An 18158-nucleotide genomic window follows, 5' to 3' on the forward strand; every position below is an offset into this window, starting at 1 on the left:
CTGACTGACATGACCGGCACGGTAGGCAGCCTGTGGTGAAGAACCCTTGAAGAAACCGTGGGCCAGCTGTGGGGACATCCCGCTCGCCGCTCTCCGGAGCCGTCCGCATCAGTTCTTCACAGGTTTCGGTTTTACTTGACCCCCGCCACCACCAGCCAGAATGGGGAAACATGAGCGCGCGGATCCTGGTCGCCGAGGACGACCCCAAGCAGGCCAACCTGGTACGGGTCTATCTCGAACGCGAGGGGCACAGCGTGCTGCTGGTCGGCGACGGGCGGGCCGCGCTGGACCGGTGCCGGTCCCGCCGGCCGGACCTGGTGGTCCTCGACGTGATGATGCCGGTCGTCGACGGCCTCGACGTGTGCCGGATCCTGCGCGCCGAATCGGAGATTCCGATCCTGCTGCTGACCGCCCGTACCACCGAGGACGACGTCCTGCTGGGCCTCGATCTCGGTGCCGACGACTACCTCACCAAGCCGTACAGCCCGCGGGAGCTGGCCGCCCGGGTACGGGCGCTGCTGCGCCGGGCCCGGGTGGTGAGCGCCGACAACCGGGCGGTGCTGCGCGTCGGCGAGCTCGAGGTGGACGCCGGCCGGTTCGAGGTACGCGTCGGCGGCCGGCCGGTCGCCCTGACGGCCAAGGAGTTCGGCATCCTCGAGGTGCTCGCCGGCGAGCCCGGGCGGGTGTTCACCCGGGCGCAGATCATCGACCGTGCCTTCGGATTCGATCATTTCGTTCTCGAACGCACCGTCGACGCGCACGTGATGAACCTCCGCCGCAAGATCGAGGCCGACGTTGCCGAGCCGCGGTACGTGCAGACCGTCTACGGCCGCGGCTACCGGCTCGCCGAACCGGAGCCGGGACCGGCGGCAACGCCGACGCCCGAGGGGACGCCCGGAGCCAGCCGGTGAGTTTTCGGCTACGGGTGCTCTGGCTGGTGATCCTCGTCGCGGTGAGCGCGACGGCGGCGACCGCGTGGCTGACCCTGCGGCAGGCCTCGCAACAGATCAACGAGTCGGCCACCGTCGACCGGGCACAGCTCGACCAGGTCGTCGACCGACTCGAGGCGTACGGCAGCGGGCACGGCACCTGGGAGGGCGTGCCCGGCCTGGTGCAGGACCTGCGCGCCGAGACCGGTCAGCGGATCCACCTGGTCGCCGATACGGGCCAGGTGATCGTGGACACGGACACCCAGGAGAATCGCACCGCCCGGCCGCTCGGCACGATGGTCGGGTTCGTCGATCCGCGGCCGGTGCTGAATCTGGCCGCATTGCCGGTGGACCCGGTCGGCCGGCAGAAAGGCGTGGTCGACGAGATCGCCGCCTACCGCACCGGCGTGCTGTTCGCGGCCTGCCTGACGCGGGCATCCGTTCCCGTTGCCGTTTCGCCCGCCAGCACGGGAGTTCCTCGTTTCGAGGTCAACCTGAGCGGGGCCGACGTGCGCGATCGCCGAAGCGTCGACGAGATCGCCGGCGGCTGTCGCGACGTCGCGGCCCGGCCGGGCCGTGAGCGGGGGGCCGACGCCGACCGGGTGCAGGGCTGTGGCGCCCTGACGGCGGTGGAACCACTGGATTCCTGCCTGGCCCAGGTCTTCACCAACCAGATCAGTGACGTCGCGCCGGTACCCGCCCGGGTCTACCTCGGCACTCGTGGCGATCCGGCGTCCGCGCTGGCGGCCGGTCCGCTGCTCGCCGCGGCGGCGGGCGTGGCGGCGGTCGCGATCATCGGCACCGTGCTGCTGAGCCGGCGGGTGCTGCGACCCATCGACACGCTCACCGTGGCCGCCCAGCAGCTCGGCCGGGGCGACCTCACCGGACGGGTTCCGGTGCGGGGCAACGACGAGCTGGCGGAGTTGGCCCTGTCGTTCAACCGGATGGCCGACTCCCTGCAGCGCGGGGAGGAGCGGCAACGCCGGCTGGTCGCCGACGTCGCACACGAACTGCGCACCCCGCTGGCCAACCTGCGCGGCTATCTCGAGGCGCTCTCCGACGGCGTGATCGCGCCGGACCAGGAGCTCTACGCCTCGCTGCTCGAAGAGGCGGTGCTGCAACAGCGCATCGTCGACGACCTGCAGGACCTGGCCCTCGCTGAGGCCGGCAACCTGGCGTACCACCGGGTCACGGTGGATCTGGCCGAACTCCTGGAGACCTGCGGCACCGCCCACCACGCCCGGGCGGAGTCAGCCGGGGTGTCGTTGTGCGTGGCGGCCGAGCCGGTTGCGGTACACGCCGATCCCGACCGGCTCCGCCAGGTGGTGGGCAATCTCGTCACCAACGCACTACGGGCGACCGCTGCCGGCGGCAGCGTCCGGCTGGTCGCGAGCCGCACCGACACGCAGGCGGTCGTCCAGGTCGTCGACACCGGCTCGGGAATCGCAGCGGACGCGCTGCCGCATGTGTTCGACCGGTTCTGGCGGGCCGACGCCGCACGGGGTCGCCGTACCGGGGGCAGTGGCCTCGGCCTCGCCATCACCCGGCAGATCGTCACCGATCACCAGGGCACCATCACGGTCGCGAGTGAGGTCGGCGTCGGGACGACATTCACCATCGCGCTTCCCCTCGCCCACCAGCGAACAGCTCAGGTGGGGGGTCAGGTCCCGCGCGGTCGGCGCCATCCCGCTCGGTAGCGCCATCGGCCCCGCGGGTTCAGCCGTCGGTGGTCTTGCATCGAGTCGGACGCCACGCCGCTGTGTGCGGGGTTTCGATCGGGATCCGTGGCGCTACCGCAGTTGGTCGCGGCGGCGGGTCAGGTAGGCGGTCTCGGCGGTGTTGCCCGCCAGGTCGATGGCTTTGTCGTAGGCCGCGCGTGACTGCTGACTTCGGCCGAGCCGGCGCAGCAGGTCGGCGCGGGTGGCGTGGTAGGCGTGATATCCGACCAACGCCTCGGCGAGGCGGTCAACGATGGCCAGTGCCACCTCCGGGCCGTCGAGCTCGGCGACCGCGACGGCCCGGTTGAGGGCGATGATCGGCGAGGGGTCGAGGCGGACGAGCTGGTCGTAGAGGGCGAGGACCTGCGACCACTCGGTGTCGCGTATGTCGCGGGCGGAGGTGTGCACGGCGTTGATCGCGGCGAGGATCTGGTAGCGACCCGGAGCCACCCCGGCGGCGGCAGCGGCGAGGCGCTCGCGCACCAGCCGGTGGCCCTCGGCGATCAGTTCCGCGTCCCAGGCCCCACGGTCCTGCTCGTCGAGGGCGACCAGTTCGCCGCCGGCCGAGATCCGGGCGGGGCGGCGGGCCTCGGTGAGCAGCATCAGCGCCAGCAGCCCGGCCACCTCACCGTCGTCCGGCAGGAGGGCGCGGATCAGGCGGGCGAGCCGGATCGCCTCGGCGGTCAGGTCGTGTCGTACGGGGTCGGTGTCGGGGCCGCTGGCCAGGTAGCCCTCGTTGAAGACGAGAAACAGGACGGCGAGTACGCCGGAGACACGGGCCGGCAGGTCGTCGGCGGACGGCACGCGATAGGGGATGCGGGTCGCCTTGATCTTGGCCTTCGCGCGGGTGATCCGCTGCCCCATGGCACTCTCGGCCACCAGGAAGGCGCGGGAGATCTCGGGCACGGTCAGACCGCCGACCATGCGCAGCGTCAGCGCCACGCGGGCTTCCATCGCCAGCGCCGGGTGACAGCAGGTGAAGATCAGCCGGAGCCGGTCGTCGTCGATGGCGCCGAGAGGCTCGGGTGGGCTGTCGTCGTGCAGCATCTGAGCCTCCTTGTGCTTGTCGTCGCGTTTGTTCTCGCGCCGGATCCGGTCGATGGCCTTGCGGTTGGCGGTGGTGGTCAGCCAGGCGCCGGGGTTGGGGGGCACGCCGTCGGCCGGCCACCGCTCGACGGCGGTCGTGAACGCCTCGGCCGCTGCCTCCTCGGCGATGTGGAGGTCACCGAAGCGCCTGGTCAGGGCGGCGACCACCCGCGCCCACTCCTCGTGGTGGGCCTCGGTGACCGCCGCCCGGGCGTCGACCCTGTTCACAGGAACGGCCGCACCTCGATCTTCCGATCGCAGACCTTCGACGCCTCGGTGGCGAGCCTGAGCGCCACATCCAGGTCGGGGGCCTCCCACACCCAGACGCCGGCGAGGTACTCCTTCGACTCCACGAAAGGCCCGTCGCTGAACACCGCCTCCTCGCCCCGGTTGTCGATGACCGTGGCCGCGTCGGTGTCCGCGAGTCCGCCAGCGAAAACCCAGTAGCCCTCGGCGATCAGTCGTTCGTTGAACGCGCTGATGGCAGGCTGCCTGTCCGTGCTGCCGGGATTGCTCTTGTCATCGATCACGGAAACCAGGTACCGCATCTGAAGATCATCTCCTGTGGTGTCGAGACAGCGTGGTTCGGTGGTCAGGGACTTCAGGCCGTTGCATACCGCGGGCGCCCGGCCGGCCGGTAGACCTGGATCGTCACGCCCTTCGAGTCGACCCGCGACTCGACCAGGTCGAGCGCGAGATCCGGACCGGTCTCCGGGAACAGTCTCGCGCCCTGGCCGAGGATCACCGGGATCACGATCAGAGTCATCTCGTCGACCAGGTCGTTCTCCAGCAGCCACCGGGTCAGGGCGCCACTGCCGTGCACCTGCAGCTCACCCCCGGGCTTGGCCCTCAGCTCACTGACGGCCGTCGCGAGGTCACCGCGGAGAACGGTCGTGTCCTCCCAACGCGGCGGGGTGAGCGTGGTCGAGGCAACGTACTTGGGAGCCTCGTTCAAGGCCACACCGATGGGATGTGCGCGCATCTGGTCGATTGATCCCCAGGAGCCGGCGAACAACTCGTAGGTCCGCCGGCCGAACAGGAACGCGTCGGCGCGCTGGTAGGTCTGCGTGATGAACGTCCTGGTCTCGTCGTCACCCTTCCCCCGGGCCCATCCGCCGCGCTCGAATCCGTTCCTGCGGTCATCCGACGCGGCACCGTTTCCCTGCATCACTCCATCGATGGTGACCTGAGTCATGGTCGTCAGCTTCATGATCGCGGCTCCTTACCTTGGCGCCGCCCCTCGTGGGCGTCCTCACCCCTGCTACGAACACCACCGCCCCGATCCGACACCGCCTCCCGGATTTTTCCTGGCGAACGCCTCCGGCTCGACCTTCACCAAGTCCGCCAGGTAGCCACCGCCGCGCCCGGCACCTCCTCCGGGGTACCGGCCCTCGATGTGGTTTGTTCCGGCAAGCGGAACACTCCGCTCGGTAAATGGACATGTGATCGCCACGGTGTGCACCATGGACCGCCTTCATGGCGCCGTCCTTGACGAAGAACTGGGCGGTGTCCGTGGCCCGCTCGACTCATCAAGATCGCGCGTCTCGAACACGAGATCCTTCATGATCTGTGCCACCTGCCACCAACCCGTGAAAGCCGTTACACCGCAGCAAACGCCACAGAACCTGACAAAGCACCACCAGGGCCTGTCTCAAAGTCCGGCTCATTTGATCTTGTGACAAGATCGCGGGATGCTACGACTAACCGACTTCATCATCGATTGCCCGGACACGATGAAGCTGGCAGCCTTCTACTCCGAGGTGACGGGGCTCCCGGTCAAGGGAGGCAGTAACGAGAACTGGGCCGGTATCCAGTTCGGCGAGATCGAACTGGCCTTCATCCAGGTGGAGGACTACCGCGCCCCGCAGTGGCCCGACAGCGAGCACCCCAAGCAGTTCCACCTCGACTTCGAAGTCGACGACATCGAGGCCGAACAGCGCCGCATCCTGGCCCTCGGCGCGACCCTGCAGCGGGACTGCGTCGGCCCCGACGGCTACGGCTTCCGCGTCTACGCCGACCCCATTGGCCACCCCTTCTGCCTCTGCCGCAACAAGGGTGTCATCTGGACCGATCAGGGCCTCATCTGGCCCAAGCGCGACTAGGGTCTGTCGAAGTCGGCTACAGCCATGCGTTGATGGCGGCGAGGTGGATGGCGGCTTCGTAGCGGGCGGCGAGTTTGTCGAAGCGGGTAGCGACGGCCCGGTTGCGTTTGAGCCGGTTGATGCCGCACTCCACAGCGTGTCGCTGCTGGTAGACGTGCGCGTCGAATGGCGGTGGGCGACCGCCCCTGGATCCCTTGGCCCGCCGGTTCGCGTCCTGGTCGGCCTTGCTCGGGATCGTCGCGGCGATCCCGCGTCGGCGCAGGTAAACCCGGTTCGCCTTCGACGTGTACGCCTTGTCGGCCAAGACCCGGTCCGGACGGGTCCGCGGGCGGCCGGTGGTCAGGCGTGGGACGCGGATGGCGGTCAGGACCGGGTTCCCACCGGCGGCGCAGGTCGTGGCCGCGTGCGGGGAAACCCAGCGAGCCGGGTCGCCCGGCTCCCCTGCCGGGCCCTGATCAGCCGCTGCACCAACTCCCGCAGCCGACCGGCGTTTCGGCCGTAGGGGCGATCCCGTAGCGGTCGGAAACAACGCATCCGCCAGGAGGTGGAGAGGACTGGGACCGGTGGCGACGCGAGTCGTACGGCCAACGCGACCGCAGGACGATGCCGCGGGGGTGGCGGCTGCCTACCGTCGTGGCTGTGGGAGAAAGCCTTGATGGCGTGGCGGAGCCTCGCCGACCTGTCCGGACGCGTTGGCGGCGAGCGCTGCTACGGATCGTCGCTGGTCTGGTAGTCGTGTTCGCGGTGGTCAGCGGCTCCGGTTGGGTCTACGAGACGCTGTCGAGGCGGGCCGACGGTCAGCGGTATCCGGAGCCAGGCCGGTCGATCGACATCGGGGGGCACCGGCTGCATCTGAACTGCAGCGGATTGGCCGACAGCGCGCCGACCGTGGTGTTCGAAGCAGGGCTCGGCGAGTCGTCCACGACATGGGCGACGGTGCAACAGATGCTGACCGACCCCTCGGCGACCGTGCGGGTCCGGGCATGCAGCTATGACCGCGGCGGCTACGCGTGGAGCGATCCGGGGCCCGGTCGGCGCGACGCCGGGCGGCTGGCCGAAGAGCTACACACGCTCCTGGACAAGGCGGGCGAACACGGGCCCTACGTCCTGGTCGGTCATTCGGTGGGTGGGTTCGTGGTGCGTCTGTTCGCTGACCGTTGGCCTGACGAGACCGCGGGTCTGGTGCTGGTGGACGTCACCGACGAGCGCCAGACCGGGACGTTGCAGGCGAGCGGCCCTGTCGTTCGCGCGCAGATGGCAGCCTTCCAGTTCGCCGCGCGGATCGGTGCGGTGCGGCTGGCCCCGGGGATCGCCGCGAGCACGGGCGCGCCGCGGGAGGTACGTGAGAACGCGGCGGTCGTGTATCGGAGCGCCAGCATGGCAGCCGCCGCCAGCGAAGCCGAGGCCTCTGTGGACAGCGCCCGTCTGGTGCAGTCAACGGTACGGCCCGGAGCCTGGCAGGACCGTCCGGTGGTCGTGATCTCCGCAGCCGGCCAGTCGCGCGAGGTGCTCGAGCATCACGCCCAACTGGCCGCGCTGTCCAGCCGGGGACGACACGTGATCGCCGACACGACCGACCACTACGTTCATTACGGCCAGCCGCAGCTGGTTGTGGACGCGGTGCGACGAGTCGTCCTTGGACCTGCGCTGTAGCGACCGTCGACCTCGGAGTGGTCGGTTCACAAGGCGTCAGCGGGGCAACAACCCCTGGCTGCCGGCAGACGGGGCTGCGTTGCTGCGGCTTGTCGCTGGTCTGGTGGAAGCGTTCGCGGTGGTCAGCGGCTCCGGTGGGCCTACGAAACGCTGTCGAGGCGGGCCGGAGGCCAGCGGCACCCGGCGCCAGGCCGATTGATCGATAGCGGGGGCACCGGCTGCATCCGAACTGCAGCGGATCGGCCGACAGTGCGCGGGCCGTGGTGCTCGAAGATCGCCGCGAGCACCGGCGCTCCGCGTCCGAAGGGGAACCTCATAGAGGTTCCGTGAACCAACCACCCGGCCGCATCCGTGCCTCCATAGACGCACGCGTTACGCGCGTCCAGGCGCAACTGATTCATGGCAATGTCCACTACCAGGTCCTAGGAGCCCAGATGACAGCTTTGACTCGCATGCGCAAGGTGTGGCGGCCGGTCTTGATCGGCGCCCTGGTCCTGGCAGGGTTGGCCACCGCCGCGACACCGGCAAGCGCAGCGAGCACCAACCGGACCGGACTCTGCAACAAGTCAACGACCTACTCGTCGACCCTGGAGTTCCCCTATCGTGGCGGGTTCACCAGCAATCTGGTAGGGCCGGGCAAGTGTTGGAGCATCACGCTCACCGCCGGCAGCACTGAGCCTGTCTACGTGTATGCCCACGGCAGCGGCGCGACGGTCTTCCTCGGCTCGAAGACGATCAAGACGGGCGAGCACAACGTGTTCCGGACCTACGGCACGATCTACTCGCCCTCCTTCACCTTCTCGCACTAACTGACGGCCGGAGAGGCCCCGCGTGCCCCTCTGGCGCGGGGCCAGGGCGAATCGCGTAGTCGGGCGGTAAGGCTCTGAGCAGGAGGTTCGTGGGGCGGCCCCTGATCGTCTCGAACAACGGCCGCAACGGTTTCGGCCCGACTCTTCCCCTGACCCTGGTCAACGTGAATAATCCGAGGCCAACCCATGTTGTTGTGCTCGCGGGCCAGGGTGCCGGACGGTCCCGATGCTCAGCCATGCAGCCCGAGAGGGCTCAGGGGCGCGCGTGCGCCGCGATGACGCACGTCGGGACGCGACGTCCTGCTGGGCTGCCAGTTCACGTCGGATCTAGACGACCATGTGGACGCTCCCGAGGAAGGATTCGGAGACAGGTGACCACGGACAGCTCGGTCCAGTCGGGCGGCATCGACCCCTCGGTCCCCACTGCTGCGGGCATGTACGACTACTACTTGGGCGGCAAGGACAATTCCGCAGCCGATCGCCGAGCCGCGAACGAGGTGCTCGCAGCGGCTCCCGAGGTGATTCTCATGGCACGGGAGAACCGTGGGTTCATCCAACGTGCAGTGCGTTTCCTGGCCCGCGACGCGGGCATCCGCCAATTCCTCGACATCGGCAGTGGCCTGCCCACCCAGGGCAACGTCCACGAGATCGCCCAAGCTGAGGCGCCGGACGCCCGCGTGGTCTACGTCGACAACGATCCGAAGGTGCTGGCCCGCTCGCGCGCCTTGAAGACCACCGAAGCCAAGACCACGAGCGTGATCACGGCGGACCTGCGCGACCCGGACGTCATCCTCAACCACCCCGACACCCGGGCGCAGATCGACTTCGACCAGCCGATGGCAATCCTGCTGGCCGCCGTCCTTCACTTCATCGACGACGAAGCCGACCCGTACGCGATCGTCGCCCACCTCCGCGACGCCATGGCCCCGGGTAGCTACCTTGTCATCAATCACGCCACCGCCGACGCCAGGCCGGACAACGCTGGTGGCGCCGCAGCGGTCTACAAGAACACCAAATATCCGTCCACACACCGCACGCGCAGTCAAATCGAACGCTTCTTTGACGGCGTAGACCTCATCGACCCCGGCCTGGTGTTCGTTTCCGAATGGCGGCCCGACACCGAAACCGACATCAGCCCGGAGGAGGTCTGGATCCTCGGCGGCGTGGGCCGAAAGCCGACTGTGGACTGATCTCGATCGTTCACGGATCTGACGGGTCTGCTCGCGTCCGGGCCCGCAACGACTTCCGGACCGAAGGCCGCCCCTGGCGGGTCACCAACCCGGTGAACGCTCCTGGTCGGCGCACGAGGCGGAGGACAGGAGACCCACCGCGCCCGTCACCGCGAGGTGGCGGGCGGTCTCGGCTCGGATGCCCGCGGCGGCGAGCACTTCCCGCTGCTCCCCCGTGTAGCCGATGCAGTCGAGAAAGACCACGTCGGCTCCGCCCGCGGTGACCCTTCGTCCGGCGGCCGCCACCTCGTCGAGGCCCGCCGTGTAGGGGTCCACGGCTGCCGCGACGACCGGGCGGCCCAGGCGCCCCTCCCACCGCTGCCGGATGTCCGTCAACTGCTCCGGCACGGGGCACAGGACACCCAACCGCCCCTCACCGACGAGGCGCACCATGAGGTCGTGGGCGAGGTCCTCCGCGTGGAGCACCGGCACCGACGCCGGACCGTGCTCGACGCGGCCGGTACACAGCACGAGGACGGCCCCGCAGTGATCGGCTACGCAACGTCGGAGAGCGCCGTCAAGCGCCGGGGCGATGCTCGTCGCGCCGAGGCGGACGCGCGAACCGTCCCGCAGCCGGGAAACAAGGGTACGCTCCCCGCCGCGTGGTTCGAGCCGGGCGATGCCGTCCGCGTCGAGGAGGTCCAACGCCCCGTGTTCGACCCAGTCGACGCCGGAGAGGGCAGCCTCGACATCGGGGATCAGGTCGACGCGGGGGGCCTGGCCGATCGTGACGAGACCGAGCGTCGGCCTTACGCTGCGCGCCCCGCCCGCAGCCGGTTCGTGCATCACGCCACCTCCTTCTCGGGCAGGTCGGCCGCCGCGACGCCACGCTCGACGATGCGGCGCCGCACGGCCCGGTCGACCCGGGCGGTGGGGTCGGCGATCGGGATCGCAGCTAGGAGCGCCTTGGTGTAGGGGTGCTGCGGCGCCGTGAAGATCTGCTCGACACTGCCCTGCTCGACGACGCGGCCCTGGCTCATGACGACGATCTCGTCGGCCATCATCTCGACGACGGACAGATCGTGCGAGATGAAGACGTACGTGAGCCCGAGGTCCCGCTGCAACTGCTTCATGAGGTCGAGCACCTGGGCCTGTACCGACACGTCGAGTGCCGACACGGGCTCGTCGCAGACGACGAGGCTCGGGTTGAGGATGAGGGCCCGTGCGATGCCGATCCGCTGGCGTTGACCCCCCGAGAACTCGTGCGGGAAGCGGTCGATGTCCTCCTCCCGCAGGCCGACCGTCTCGAGGACGTCGACGATGCGGGCGCGGATCGCCGCGTCGTCGAGGTCCGTGTGCAACCGCAGCGGCTCGGCGAGGGCCCGGTGGATCGTCCACCGCGGGTCGAGCGAGGCGTACGTGTCCTGGAAGACGATCTGCATCTCGGAGCGGAGCCGACGCAACTCGTCGTCACTCGCCGCGAGGAGGTCGACCCCGTTGAAGGTCACCGCGCCCGACGTCGGCTCGTGCAGGCGCAGCAGGGCCCGACCGGTCGTCGACTTGCCCGAACCGGACTCGCCCACGATGGCGAGCGTGCGGCCACGGCGGACCCGGAAGGACACGCCGTCGACGGCTTTGACGGTATCGGCCGGACGTCCCAGACGGCGGCGTCGCCCGGTGAAGGTCTTCGTCAGGTCGGTGACCTCGAGCAGCACCGGCGCCTCGTCGTCGGATGCCGAGGGAGCGTCCGTGCCCGCCTCGACGCGAACCGGCCCCGAGCCGTCGGGCGCCGCGCTATTTTCGGCGAGCGCCTCGACCGCCTCGATGACGTGCTCGTTGGCGGAGGGGATGAAGCTGAGCAGCCGCTTCGTGTAGTCGGCCTGCGGCGCGGCGAAAAGCTGCTCCGTCGGCGCCGTCTCCTGCAGTTCACCGCCGTACATCACGGCGACCCGCTGGCAGGTCTGGGCGACGACGCCGAGGTCGTGCGTGATGAGCAGGACCGCCGTTCCGTGCTGCTCCTGCAGGTCCATGATGAGGTCGAGGATCTGCAACTGGGTCGTGACGTCGAGCGCGGTCGTCGGCTCGTCGGCGATGAGCAGCTTCGGCTCACACGCCATGGCCATGGCGATCATGACTCGCTGGCGCATTCCACCGGACAACTCGTGCGGGTACCCGGCGAGGACGCGTGCGGTGTTGCGGATGCCCACCATGTCGAGCAGTTGGCCCGCTCGGTCCGCCGCCTGCCGTCGGCCGAGGCGCAGGTGCTGGCGCAACGGTTCGGTGAGCTGGTCACGGATCGTGAAGACCGGGTTGAGCGCGGTCATCGGCTCCTGGAAGATCGTCGCGATCTCCTTGCCGCGGATCCTGCGCATCTGCCGGTCCGACAGCGCGGCGAGGTCGCGCCCGTCGAAGCGGATGTGCCCGCCGGTGACGTGCGCCTGCCGCGCCGGCAGCAGTCCCGTGATCGACATGGCGGTGACGCTCTTGCCCGAGCCCGACTCGCCGACCAGCCCGACCATCTCGCCTCGCGCGATGGTCAGGTCGAGGCTCCGGACCGGGTGGATCGGGCCGCGCGACGTGTCGATCCGGATCGAGAGGTTCTCGATCGACAGCAGGGTCTCAGCCATGTCCGTGCTCCTTGTTCCGTATGCCGCTGGGCTCGGTCCCGCGTGCCCGCTCAGGCGTGCGCGGGGCTCTTCCCGCTCGTCTGCAGGTGGGTGGCCGGGCCGTAGAGGCTCTCGAGGAGCGCCGCCTGGGCCTCGTCGTGAAAGGACACCGCACCCGCGGTGAAGCCCTTGGCGACCTCGACGGCGAAGCGCGCGGCCAGTGCGATGTCGACCTCGTGGCTCGCGCCGGTCGCGCAGCCGGCGACGGGCGTCACCGTGGTGATGGCGACACCGACGACGGGCGCGGCCGTCGCGACGGCCGGCTGGAGGATCGAGTTGAGGTGGTGCAGGCCGTTGCCGTACGGCGTGATGTCCTGCGTCGACAGCGGAAAGACGACGGCCGGCTCCCCCGACACGGTCTCCAGGACGCTGACGAGGTCTGTGCTGGCGGGGAGGATGTAGCCGGCGCGGACCGTCGGGGAGATGGCGATGCCCCGGTGGTTGATGAGGCGGTTGCCCTTCGTGGTGTCGATGGACAGGACGGCGTCCATCTCCGACGTGACCTCGTGCTCGTTCATCGCGGTGATGTCGACGGGCGAGTCCATGAAGGGCACGGGGTCGTGCGGGCGGGTCGGCGCGTCGGGGCAGATGTGCGTCGAGATGACGACGTCGCCGGGCAGGATGTCGCCGCGGGCGTGCATCGCGAGGAGCTTGGCGGCCGTGGCGACGGCGGCGGTGGCCCCGTCACCGTCGGACACGTAGCCGATGAGTTCCGGGCGGGCGCCGAGGCCGCCGAGGCGCCCGACGACACCGAGCGTCGGGGCGTCGCCGCCGACGGTCTTGCCGCGGCTGCCCGGGACGATGACCTGGATGAAGTCGGTCGAACCGAGCTCGCCCGCCACGGTCTCGACGGTGATCGAGCAGGCGTCGTCGCCGAGGGTGCGCAGGTGCTCGGCGACGAGCTTGCCGGACGCGTCGGGGCGGTCGAGGAGGTCGAGGGCCGTGAGGACGTGGGACAGCATGATCATTCGCTTTCGACGGCGGTCTCGGCGACGCCGAGGTACCGGAGGGTGGTCAGGGCGTAGGTCTTCGCGGCGAGGACGACGTCGGCGACGGGTGCCCTCTCGTCGAAGCCGTGGATGGTGGCCAGCTCTGCCGGCCCGTACTGGAGCACGGGGATGCCGTGGCTGCGAAAGGTGCGGGCGTCGGAGGACGCCCACTGGAGCACACCCTCCGCGGTGGGGTCCCCGGTCAGTTCGCGTAGGGCCGCGACGAGTTCGGCGACGATGGGGTCGCTCGGCAGCGTCCAGTTCGGCTCGCTGCGGAAGCCGGTCGGCTCGATCGTCGCCTCGATGCCCGCCTCGGCGAGCAGCTCGTCGACCCGGGCGAGGACCTCGGCCCGCGACAACCCGATCGGCACGCGGGTGTCGACGTCGACGACGCACCGGTCCGCGACGACGTTGGAGGAGGTGCCACCGTGGATCGTGCCGATGTTGACGGTGACGTGCTCGAAGACGGCGCCGATGCCCGGACCGTAGCCCTCGCGTTCCTCGGCGAACGTCTTGGACCGCTCGATGAGGTCGACCACGTCCTCGGGCGGCGACGGCTTCATGTCCCAGAGCTGCTGCAGGGCGATGACGGCCCTGGCCGCGAGCAGGTTCGCGCTGACGCCGTGCAGCGGCTGGAGGCTGCCGTGCCCCGGCTTGCCGTCGATCGTCATCCGGAACCAGTTGCTGCCCTTCTGGCCGATCGTCGGGTGCGTGCGTTCGGCGGGCTCGGCGATGATCGCGCCGGTCGCGCCGTCGAGGACCCCCTGGTCGAGGAGCCAGTCCGCCCCGCGCGAGCCGCCCTGCTCCTCGTCGGGGACCGCCGCGAGCGACAGCTTCCCGGCGAGCGGGACACCGAGGCGGTGCAGGACGACGAGCGTGTGGATGACGCCGGCGAGGCCGGCCTTCATGTCGCTCGCCCCGCGACCGCGGAGGTAGCCGTCGACGATGTCGCCCGCGAAGGGGGGAAACGTCCAACGGTTCAGGTCACCGACGGGAACGACGTCGGTGTGACCGGCGAGCACCAGGTGGCGCGCCGTCGTGGGGTCGTCGTCCACCGCGGCGTTGCTCGCGGCACGGTGGACGACGATGCTGAGGCGACCATCGCCGGCGTCGTGGACCTCGGGGTCGAGGCCCTGGGCGCGCAGGTGGTCGGCGATGAAGTTGCCGACGTCCGTGCAGTCCCCCGGAGGGTTCTCGCTCGGGATCCGGATGAGGTCTCCGGCGAGCGTCAGCAGTTCGTCCTGGGTGCGCTCGATCTCGTCGAGGACCCGGGTCTCCCAGGCGGGGGATGTCGTGGTCAAGTCGGGCTCCAGGTGTCGTGTTCGCCTGCGGGAAGTCGGATTCGCGGTGGTGTGGAGGAGGCGGCCGCCGGGCGCGTCGGGATGGCGGTGGGCCCGGCGGCACGCCTCTCCTATCGGCGTCAGCCCTTGTTGCTCAGCTGGAAGAAACGGATGATCCCGTCGGGGTACGACGTGTACCCCTGCACGCCCGCGCGCTGCGCGACGACGATGTTGTACTCGTAGAGGTACGCCCACGGCGCCTGGGTGTTGATGATCTCCTGCGCCTTGCCGTACAGATCGTTCCGGACGTTCTGGTCCGTCTCGGTCGAGGCCTGCTTCCAGAGGTTGTCGACCTCGGGACTGTTGAAGTTGACGTAGTTGCTCGTGCCGTCGCTCGTCAACAGGAGGCCGAGGTGGTAGCCCGGGTCATTGACGAAGGAGGTCCAGCGGCTGATGTAGGCCTGCACCTTCTTCGTGGCGAGCGCCTCGAGGAACTGCGGGCGCGCCATCTTGTTGATGTTCATCGTCACGCCGATCTTCGCCAGCTCGGCCTGGATGAGCACGGCGTCGTCCGACCAGTCCTCGAAGCCGCTGCCGAGGGTGAAGTCGAAGCTGAAGCCGTTGGGGTAGCCGGCCTCCGCGAGGAGCGCCTTGGCCTTGTTCAGGTCGTACGAGTAGACATAGCCGGCGTCGGTGAAGCCCGGGGTCGAGCTGGCCACGGACGAGCGCATGGGCGACGCCTGGCCCTTCATGACGTCGCTGATGAGCTTGTCGTACGGAATCGCGTACGAGACGGCCTGCCGGACCTTCGGGTTGTCGAACGGCTTGATGGCGTTGTTCATCCCGAAGAAGAGGACCTTGTTGCTGGCCCGGGAGTCGATGGCGACGCCGGACTGCTTCGACAGCGTGCCGACGTCCTTCGCCGGCACCTCGAGCGCGATGTCGACCTCGCCCTTGGTGAGGAGCTGCACGCGGTTGCTCGCCTCGCCGATGAACTTGGTGTTGATCTTGCGCAGGGCCGGCTTCTCACCCCAGTAGGTGTCGTTACGTTCGAGCACGGCCTCGGTCGCCGGGTCCCACTTCGTCAGCCGGTAGGGGCCGGAGCCCGCGGTGTGCGTGTCGAGCCACTTGCCGCCGCCCTCGGCGTTGACCTTGTCGATGTTGATGATCGAGAACGAGTACATCGGCAGGATCTGGAGGAAGAGGTGGTTCGGCGCCTTGAGGTCGATCTTCACCGTCTGCGAGTCGATCGCCGTCACGGTGTCGATGCCGGCCATGCCGTACAGGAAGCTCGCCGAACTCGACTTCTTGATGAAGTCGAACGTCTTGACGACGTCGTCGGAGTCGAGCGCCGAGCCGTCCTCGAACTTCACGCCCTGCCGCATGGTGAAGGTGTAGCTCTTCGAGTCGGTACTCACCTTCCACGACTCGGCCAGCATCGGCACGATCGTGTCCGTCTTCGCGGTCGGCTTGCCGTCGACCGTCGTGCGGTCGTACGTGACCAGTTGGTCGTAGGCCGCCACGACGAACGTGTCGGAGGTGACGTCGTTGGCCTCGGCGGGGTTGAGGGTCTTGCCGCCTTCGGAGTAGGCGGCGACGAGGGTGTCCTTGGCGGTCCCATCGGCCTGCGAGGAGCCGCCCTGGTTGGCGTTGGCTCCACAGCCGGCTGCGACGAAGATGACGGCGACCGCGGCGGCCAGGGTGGCGCTGCGCTTCACGCTGTTCTCCTTCAGGTCAGGGTGGGGGTTGGGGTGGGCGGATGGGCTGGCGTCCGTGGCAGGTCCGCACCGGGTCATCGGCTCGTCCGCAGGCGCGGGTCGAGGACGTCGCGAAGGCCGTCGCCGATCAGGTTGAAGCCGAGAATCGAGGTGGCGATGGCGATGCCGGGGAAGACGGTCATCCACCACTCGCCGCTGATGATGTAGCCACGGCCGTCCGAGATCATGACGCCCCATTCCGGCGTCGGCGGCTGCGCGCCGAGGCCGATGAAGCTGAGCGAGGCGGCCGTGAGGATCGCGTAGCCCATCCCGAGGGTCGCTCGGACGAGGATCGGGGCAACGGTGTTCGGGACGATGTGCCGGATGAGGATCGTCCGGTCCCGCAGGCCGATGGCGCGCCCGGCCTCGACGAAGTCACGCTCCCGCAGCGAGCGGGTCTGGCTGTAGACGATGCGGGCGAACTCGGGGATGCCGACGACGCCCACGGCGACCATCGCGCTCGCCAGGCCCGGGCCGAGGGCGGCGGCGATCGCCATGGCCAGCACGAGCGACGGGAAGGCGAGGAGCACATCCATCACCCGCATGAGCACCGCGCTCACCGCGCCGCCGACGAAGCCGGAGATGGCGCCGATCGGAACACCGACGAGCAGCGAGATCCCGACGGCGATGAGCCCGGTCCAGAGGGAGATCCGCCCGCCGGCGAGCACCCGGGCGAGGATGTCGCGGCCGAAGTTGTCCGTGCCGAAGAGGTGCGCGCCAGAGGGGGGTTCGAGAAGCCCTCCGGCTCCGGTCTCGGTGGGCGAGTACGGCAGCAGGTCGGCCACCAGAGCACCGATGGTCCAGATCGCGATGAAGACGAGACCGACCATCGCCAGGCGGTTGCGGACCAGGAGGCGCCAGGCGGTGGTGGGCCTGGCGGTCGCCCGGTCGGACGACGCGACCCGGTGGCCCCGCGCGGTCGCGGACACGGTGGTGTCAGGCATTCTCGATCCTCGGGTCCAGGCGGCCGTTGAACAGATCGACGCAGAGGTTGACCGTCAGGTAGATGACCGCGGCGAGCAGGGTGAAGGCCTGGACCGGCGCATAGTCGGTGGCGAGCACGGACTGCACGACATAGGCGCCGATGCCCGGCCAGCTGAAGACCGTCTCGGTGATGACCGCGCCGCCGAGGAGCTGGCCGAACTGGAGGCCGACGACGGTCACGATGACGGGGGCGGCGTTCTTCAGCGCGTGCTTGAGGATGACCTTGGCCGGCGGCAGGCCCTTGGAGCGAGCGGTGCGCACGTAGTCCTGGTTGATCACCTCGAGCATCTCGGACCGCGTCATCCGGGCGATGATCGCCGTGCTCCCGGTGGCGAGGCACAGGGCCGGCCAGATGATGTGGGCCAGCGACGACTTGAGCGCGACGAGGTCACCGGTCAGGAGCGAGTCGAGGACGTAGAGCCCCGTGATCGACGTCGGTGGGTTCACGTCCTGGGCGATGCGGCCCAGCGGGGCCGGCTCCCACCCGAGCCGGTTGTAGAAGACGAAGATCACGATGAGGGCGAGCCAGAAAAGCGGCATCGACGCTCCGACCAGCGAAAAGATGCGGCTGGCGTGGTCGACGGGCCGGTCGCGGCGCGTCGCGCTGATGACACCGATCGGGACCCCGACGAGCAGCGAGATGAGGATCGCCACGATGGCGAGCTCGACCGTCGCCGGCAGCCGGGAGGCGAAGTCCGTGAGGACGGGCTGCCCGGTGTGCCAGGCGAACCCGAAGTCTCCGGCGAAGAGGCCGCGCACGTAGGAGACGAACTGGGCGACCAGTGGCTGGTCGAGGCCCATCTCGGCACGGATCTTCTCGACGGTCGCCGGGTCGGCCTGCTCCCCGGCGAGAGTCCGGGCCGGGTCACCGGGCAGGACTCGCGTGAGAAGGAAGATGCAGAGCACGACGCCGAGGAGCGCCGGGATCATCGCGAGGACTCGTCGCACCACGTGGTTCACGGCCACCTCCAATCTGCGCTTTGTTGGGTCTGACCTGGTCTTGGCGCCACCCAGGA

The 18158-nt window shown here is 69.3% G+C and carries 16 protein-coding genes and 1 pseudogene; 6 read left to right on the forward strand and 11 right to left on the reverse strand.

Annotated features, from left to right (window positions below):
- Positions 1–170: 170 nt before the first annotated feature.
- Together ACGFZ2_RS23850 and ACGFZ2_RS23855 are read left to right on the forward strand one after the other, a co-directional pair.
- On the forward strand, positions 171–911 hold the full coding sequence (locus ACGFZ2_RS23850; protein WP_393263611.1) for a response regulator transcription factor: 741 nt from the start codon (positions 171–173) through the stop codon (positions 909–911).
- Positions 908–2626 (forward strand): sensor histidine kinase, encoded by a 1719-nt coding sequence (locus ACGFZ2_RS23855; protein ID WP_393456987.1) that lies wholly within the window; start codon positions 908–910, stop codon positions 2624–2626. The genes ACGFZ2_RS23850 and ACGFZ2_RS23855 overlap by 4 nt, the downstream gene beginning before the upstream one ends.
- A gap of 93 nt (positions 2627–2719) precedes the next feature.
- Here the strand turns inward: ACGFZ2_RS23855 and ACGFZ2_RS23860 are convergent, their stop codons facing one another.
- From ACGFZ2_RS23860 to ACGFZ2_RS23870, 3 genes are read right to left on the reverse strand one after another with little or no spacing between them, the layout of a single operon-like run.
- A complete protein-coding gene (locus ACGFZ2_RS23860) occupies positions 2720–3961 on the reverse strand; it encodes an RNA polymerase sigma factor (RefSeq protein WP_393456990.1) in 1242 nt (413 codons plus the stop codon).
- Positions 3958–4281, reverse strand: a complete 324-nt coding sequence (locus tag ACGFZ2_RS23865; RefSeq protein ID WP_393456993.1) for a YciI family protein — start codon at positions 4279–4281, stop codon at positions 3958–3960. The genes ACGFZ2_RS23860 and ACGFZ2_RS23865 overlap by 4 nt, the downstream gene beginning before the upstream one ends.
- A 53-nt stretch (positions 4282–4334) precedes the next feature.
- The gene (locus tag ACGFZ2_RS23870) at positions 4335–4943 is read right to left on the reverse strand and encodes a dihydrofolate reductase family protein (RefSeq protein ID WP_393456996.1); all 609 of its coding nucleotides are present in this window, start codon (positions 4941–4943) and stop codon (positions 4335–4337) included.
- Positions 4944–5424: 481 nt separating this feature from the next.
- On the opposite strand from ACGFZ2_RS23870, the gene ACGFZ2_RS23875 reads away from it, so the two are divergent.
- The gene (locus ACGFZ2_RS23875) at positions 5425–5835 is read left to right on the forward strand and encodes a VOC family protein (RefSeq protein ID WP_393456998.1); all 411 of its coding nucleotides are present in this window, start codon (positions 5425–5427) and stop codon (positions 5833–5835) included.
- A gap of 16 nt (positions 5836–5851) precedes the next feature.
- Here ACGFZ2_RS23875 and ACGFZ2_RS23880 read toward each other — a convergent pair.
- Positions 5852–6208, reverse strand: a pseudogene (locus tag ACGFZ2_RS23880) (transposase); the annotation flags it as partial.
- Between the two features lie 362 nt (positions 6209–6570).
- Between ACGFZ2_RS23880 and ACGFZ2_RS23885 the strand changes: the two are divergent.
- The 3 genes from ACGFZ2_RS23885 to ACGFZ2_RS23895 all read left to right on the forward strand — a co-directional run bounded on the left by ACGFZ2_RS23885 (position 6571) and on the right by ACGFZ2_RS23895 (position 9487).
- Positions 6571–7488: an alpha/beta fold hydrolase gene (locus tag ACGFZ2_RS23885; RefSeq protein WP_393457001.1), complete on the forward strand. Its 918-nt coding sequence runs from the start codon at positions 6571–6573 to the stop codon at positions 7486–7488.
- Between the two features lie 434 nt (positions 7489–7922).
- Positions 7923–8297, forward strand: a complete 375-nt coding sequence (locus tag ACGFZ2_RS23890; protein ID WP_393457004.1) for a hypothetical protein — start codon at positions 7923–7925, stop codon at positions 8295–8297.
- A 371-nt stretch (positions 8298–8668) separates the two neighbouring features.
- Positions 8669–9487, forward strand: a complete 819-nt coding sequence (locus tag ACGFZ2_RS23895) for an SAM-dependent methyltransferase (protein WP_393263627.1) — start codon at positions 8669–8671, stop codon at positions 9485–9487.
- Positions 9488–9568: 81 nt separating this feature from the next.
- Here the strand turns inward: ACGFZ2_RS23895 and ACGFZ2_RS23900 are convergent, their stop codons facing one another.
- The 7 genes from ACGFZ2_RS23900 to ACGFZ2_RS23930 all read right to left on the reverse strand — a co-directional run bounded on the left by ACGFZ2_RS23900 (position 9569) and on the right by ACGFZ2_RS23930 (position 18102).
- Positions 9569–10312, reverse strand: coding sequence for an AroM family protein (locus ACGFZ2_RS23900; protein ID WP_393457067.1), 744 nt, complete (start codon positions 10310–10312; stop codon positions 9569–9571).
- Entirely contained in the window at positions 10312–12093 is a 1782-nt protein-coding gene (locus ACGFZ2_RS23905; RefSeq protein WP_393263628.1) for an ABC transporter ATP-binding protein, read from the reverse strand. The genes ACGFZ2_RS23900 and ACGFZ2_RS23905 overlap by 1 nt, the downstream gene beginning before the upstream one ends.
- 50 nt (positions 12094–12143) lie before the next feature.
- The gene (locus tag ACGFZ2_RS23910; protein WP_393263630.1) at positions 12144–13094 is read right to left on the reverse strand and encodes a DUF1177 domain-containing protein; all 951 of its coding nucleotides are present in this window, start codon (positions 13092–13094) and stop codon (positions 12144–12146) included.
- A 2-nt stretch (positions 13095–13096) separates the two neighbouring features.
- Complete coding sequence (locus tag ACGFZ2_RS23915) at positions 13097–14422, reverse strand: M20 family metallopeptidase (protein WP_393457007.1); 1326 nt, start codon at positions 14420–14422, stop codon at positions 13097–13099.
- A gap of 119 nt (positions 14423–14541) precedes the next feature.
- Positions 14542–16119, reverse strand: a complete 1578-nt coding sequence (locus tag ACGFZ2_RS23920; RefSeq protein WP_393263633.1) for an ABC transporter substrate-binding protein — start codon at positions 16117–16119, stop codon at positions 14542–14544.
- Positions 16120–16193: 74 nt separating this feature from the next.
- Complete coding sequence (locus ACGFZ2_RS23925; protein ID WP_393263634.1) at positions 16194–17102, reverse strand: ABC transporter permease; 909 nt, start codon at positions 17100–17102, stop codon at positions 16194–16196.
- Entirely contained in the window at positions 17095–18102 is a 1008-nt protein-coding gene (locus ACGFZ2_RS23930) for an ABC transporter permease (protein ID WP_393263635.1), read from the reverse strand. Before ACGFZ2_RS23930 ends, ACGFZ2_RS23925 begins: the two co-directional genes overlap by 8 nt.
- Positions 18103–18158: the final 56 nt, after the last annotated feature.

The sequence above is a fragment of the Micromonospora sp. NPDC048063 genome (genome assembly GCF_043202855.1).
In the GTDB taxonomy this organism is placed as follows: domain Bacteria; phylum Actinomycetota; class Actinomycetes; order Mycobacteriales; family Micromonosporaceae; genus Micromonospora.

Coding starts and splice junctions, on each gene's coding strand:
- ACGFZ2_RS23850 (WP_393263611.1), top strand. CDS start 171: ATGAGCGCGCGGATCCTGGTCGCCGAGGACGACCCCAAGCAGGCCAAC.
- ACGFZ2_RS23865 (WP_393456993.1), bottom strand. CDS start 4,281: ATGCGGTACCTGGTTTCCGTGATCGATGACAAGAGCAATCCCGGCAGC.
- ACGFZ2_RS23870 (WP_393456996.1), bottom strand. CDS start 4,943: ATGAAGCTGACGACCATGACTCAGGTCACCATCGATGGAGTGATGCAG.
- ACGFZ2_RS23875 (WP_393456998.1), top strand. CDS start 5,425: ATGCTACGACTAACCGACTTCATCATCGATTGCCCGGACACGATGAAG.
- ACGFZ2_RS23890 (WP_393457004.1), top strand. CDS start 7,923: ATGACAGCTTTGACTCGCATGCGCAAGGTGTGGCGGCCGGTCTTGATC.
- ACGFZ2_RS23900 (WP_393457067.1), bottom strand. CDS start 10,312: ATGCACGAACCGGCTGCGGGCGGGGCGCGCAGCGTAAGGCCGACGCTC.
- ACGFZ2_RS23905 (WP_393263628.1), bottom strand. CDS start 12,093: ATGGCTGAGACCCTGCTGTCGATCGAGAACCTCTCGATCCGGATCGAC.
- ACGFZ2_RS23910 (WP_393263630.1), bottom strand. CDS start 13,094: ATGCTGTCCCACGTCCTCACGGCCCTCGACCTCCTCGACCGCCCCGAC.
- ACGFZ2_RS23925 (WP_393263634.1), bottom strand. CDS start 17,102: ATGCCTGACACCACCGTGTCCGCGACCGCGCGGGGCCACCGGGTCGCG.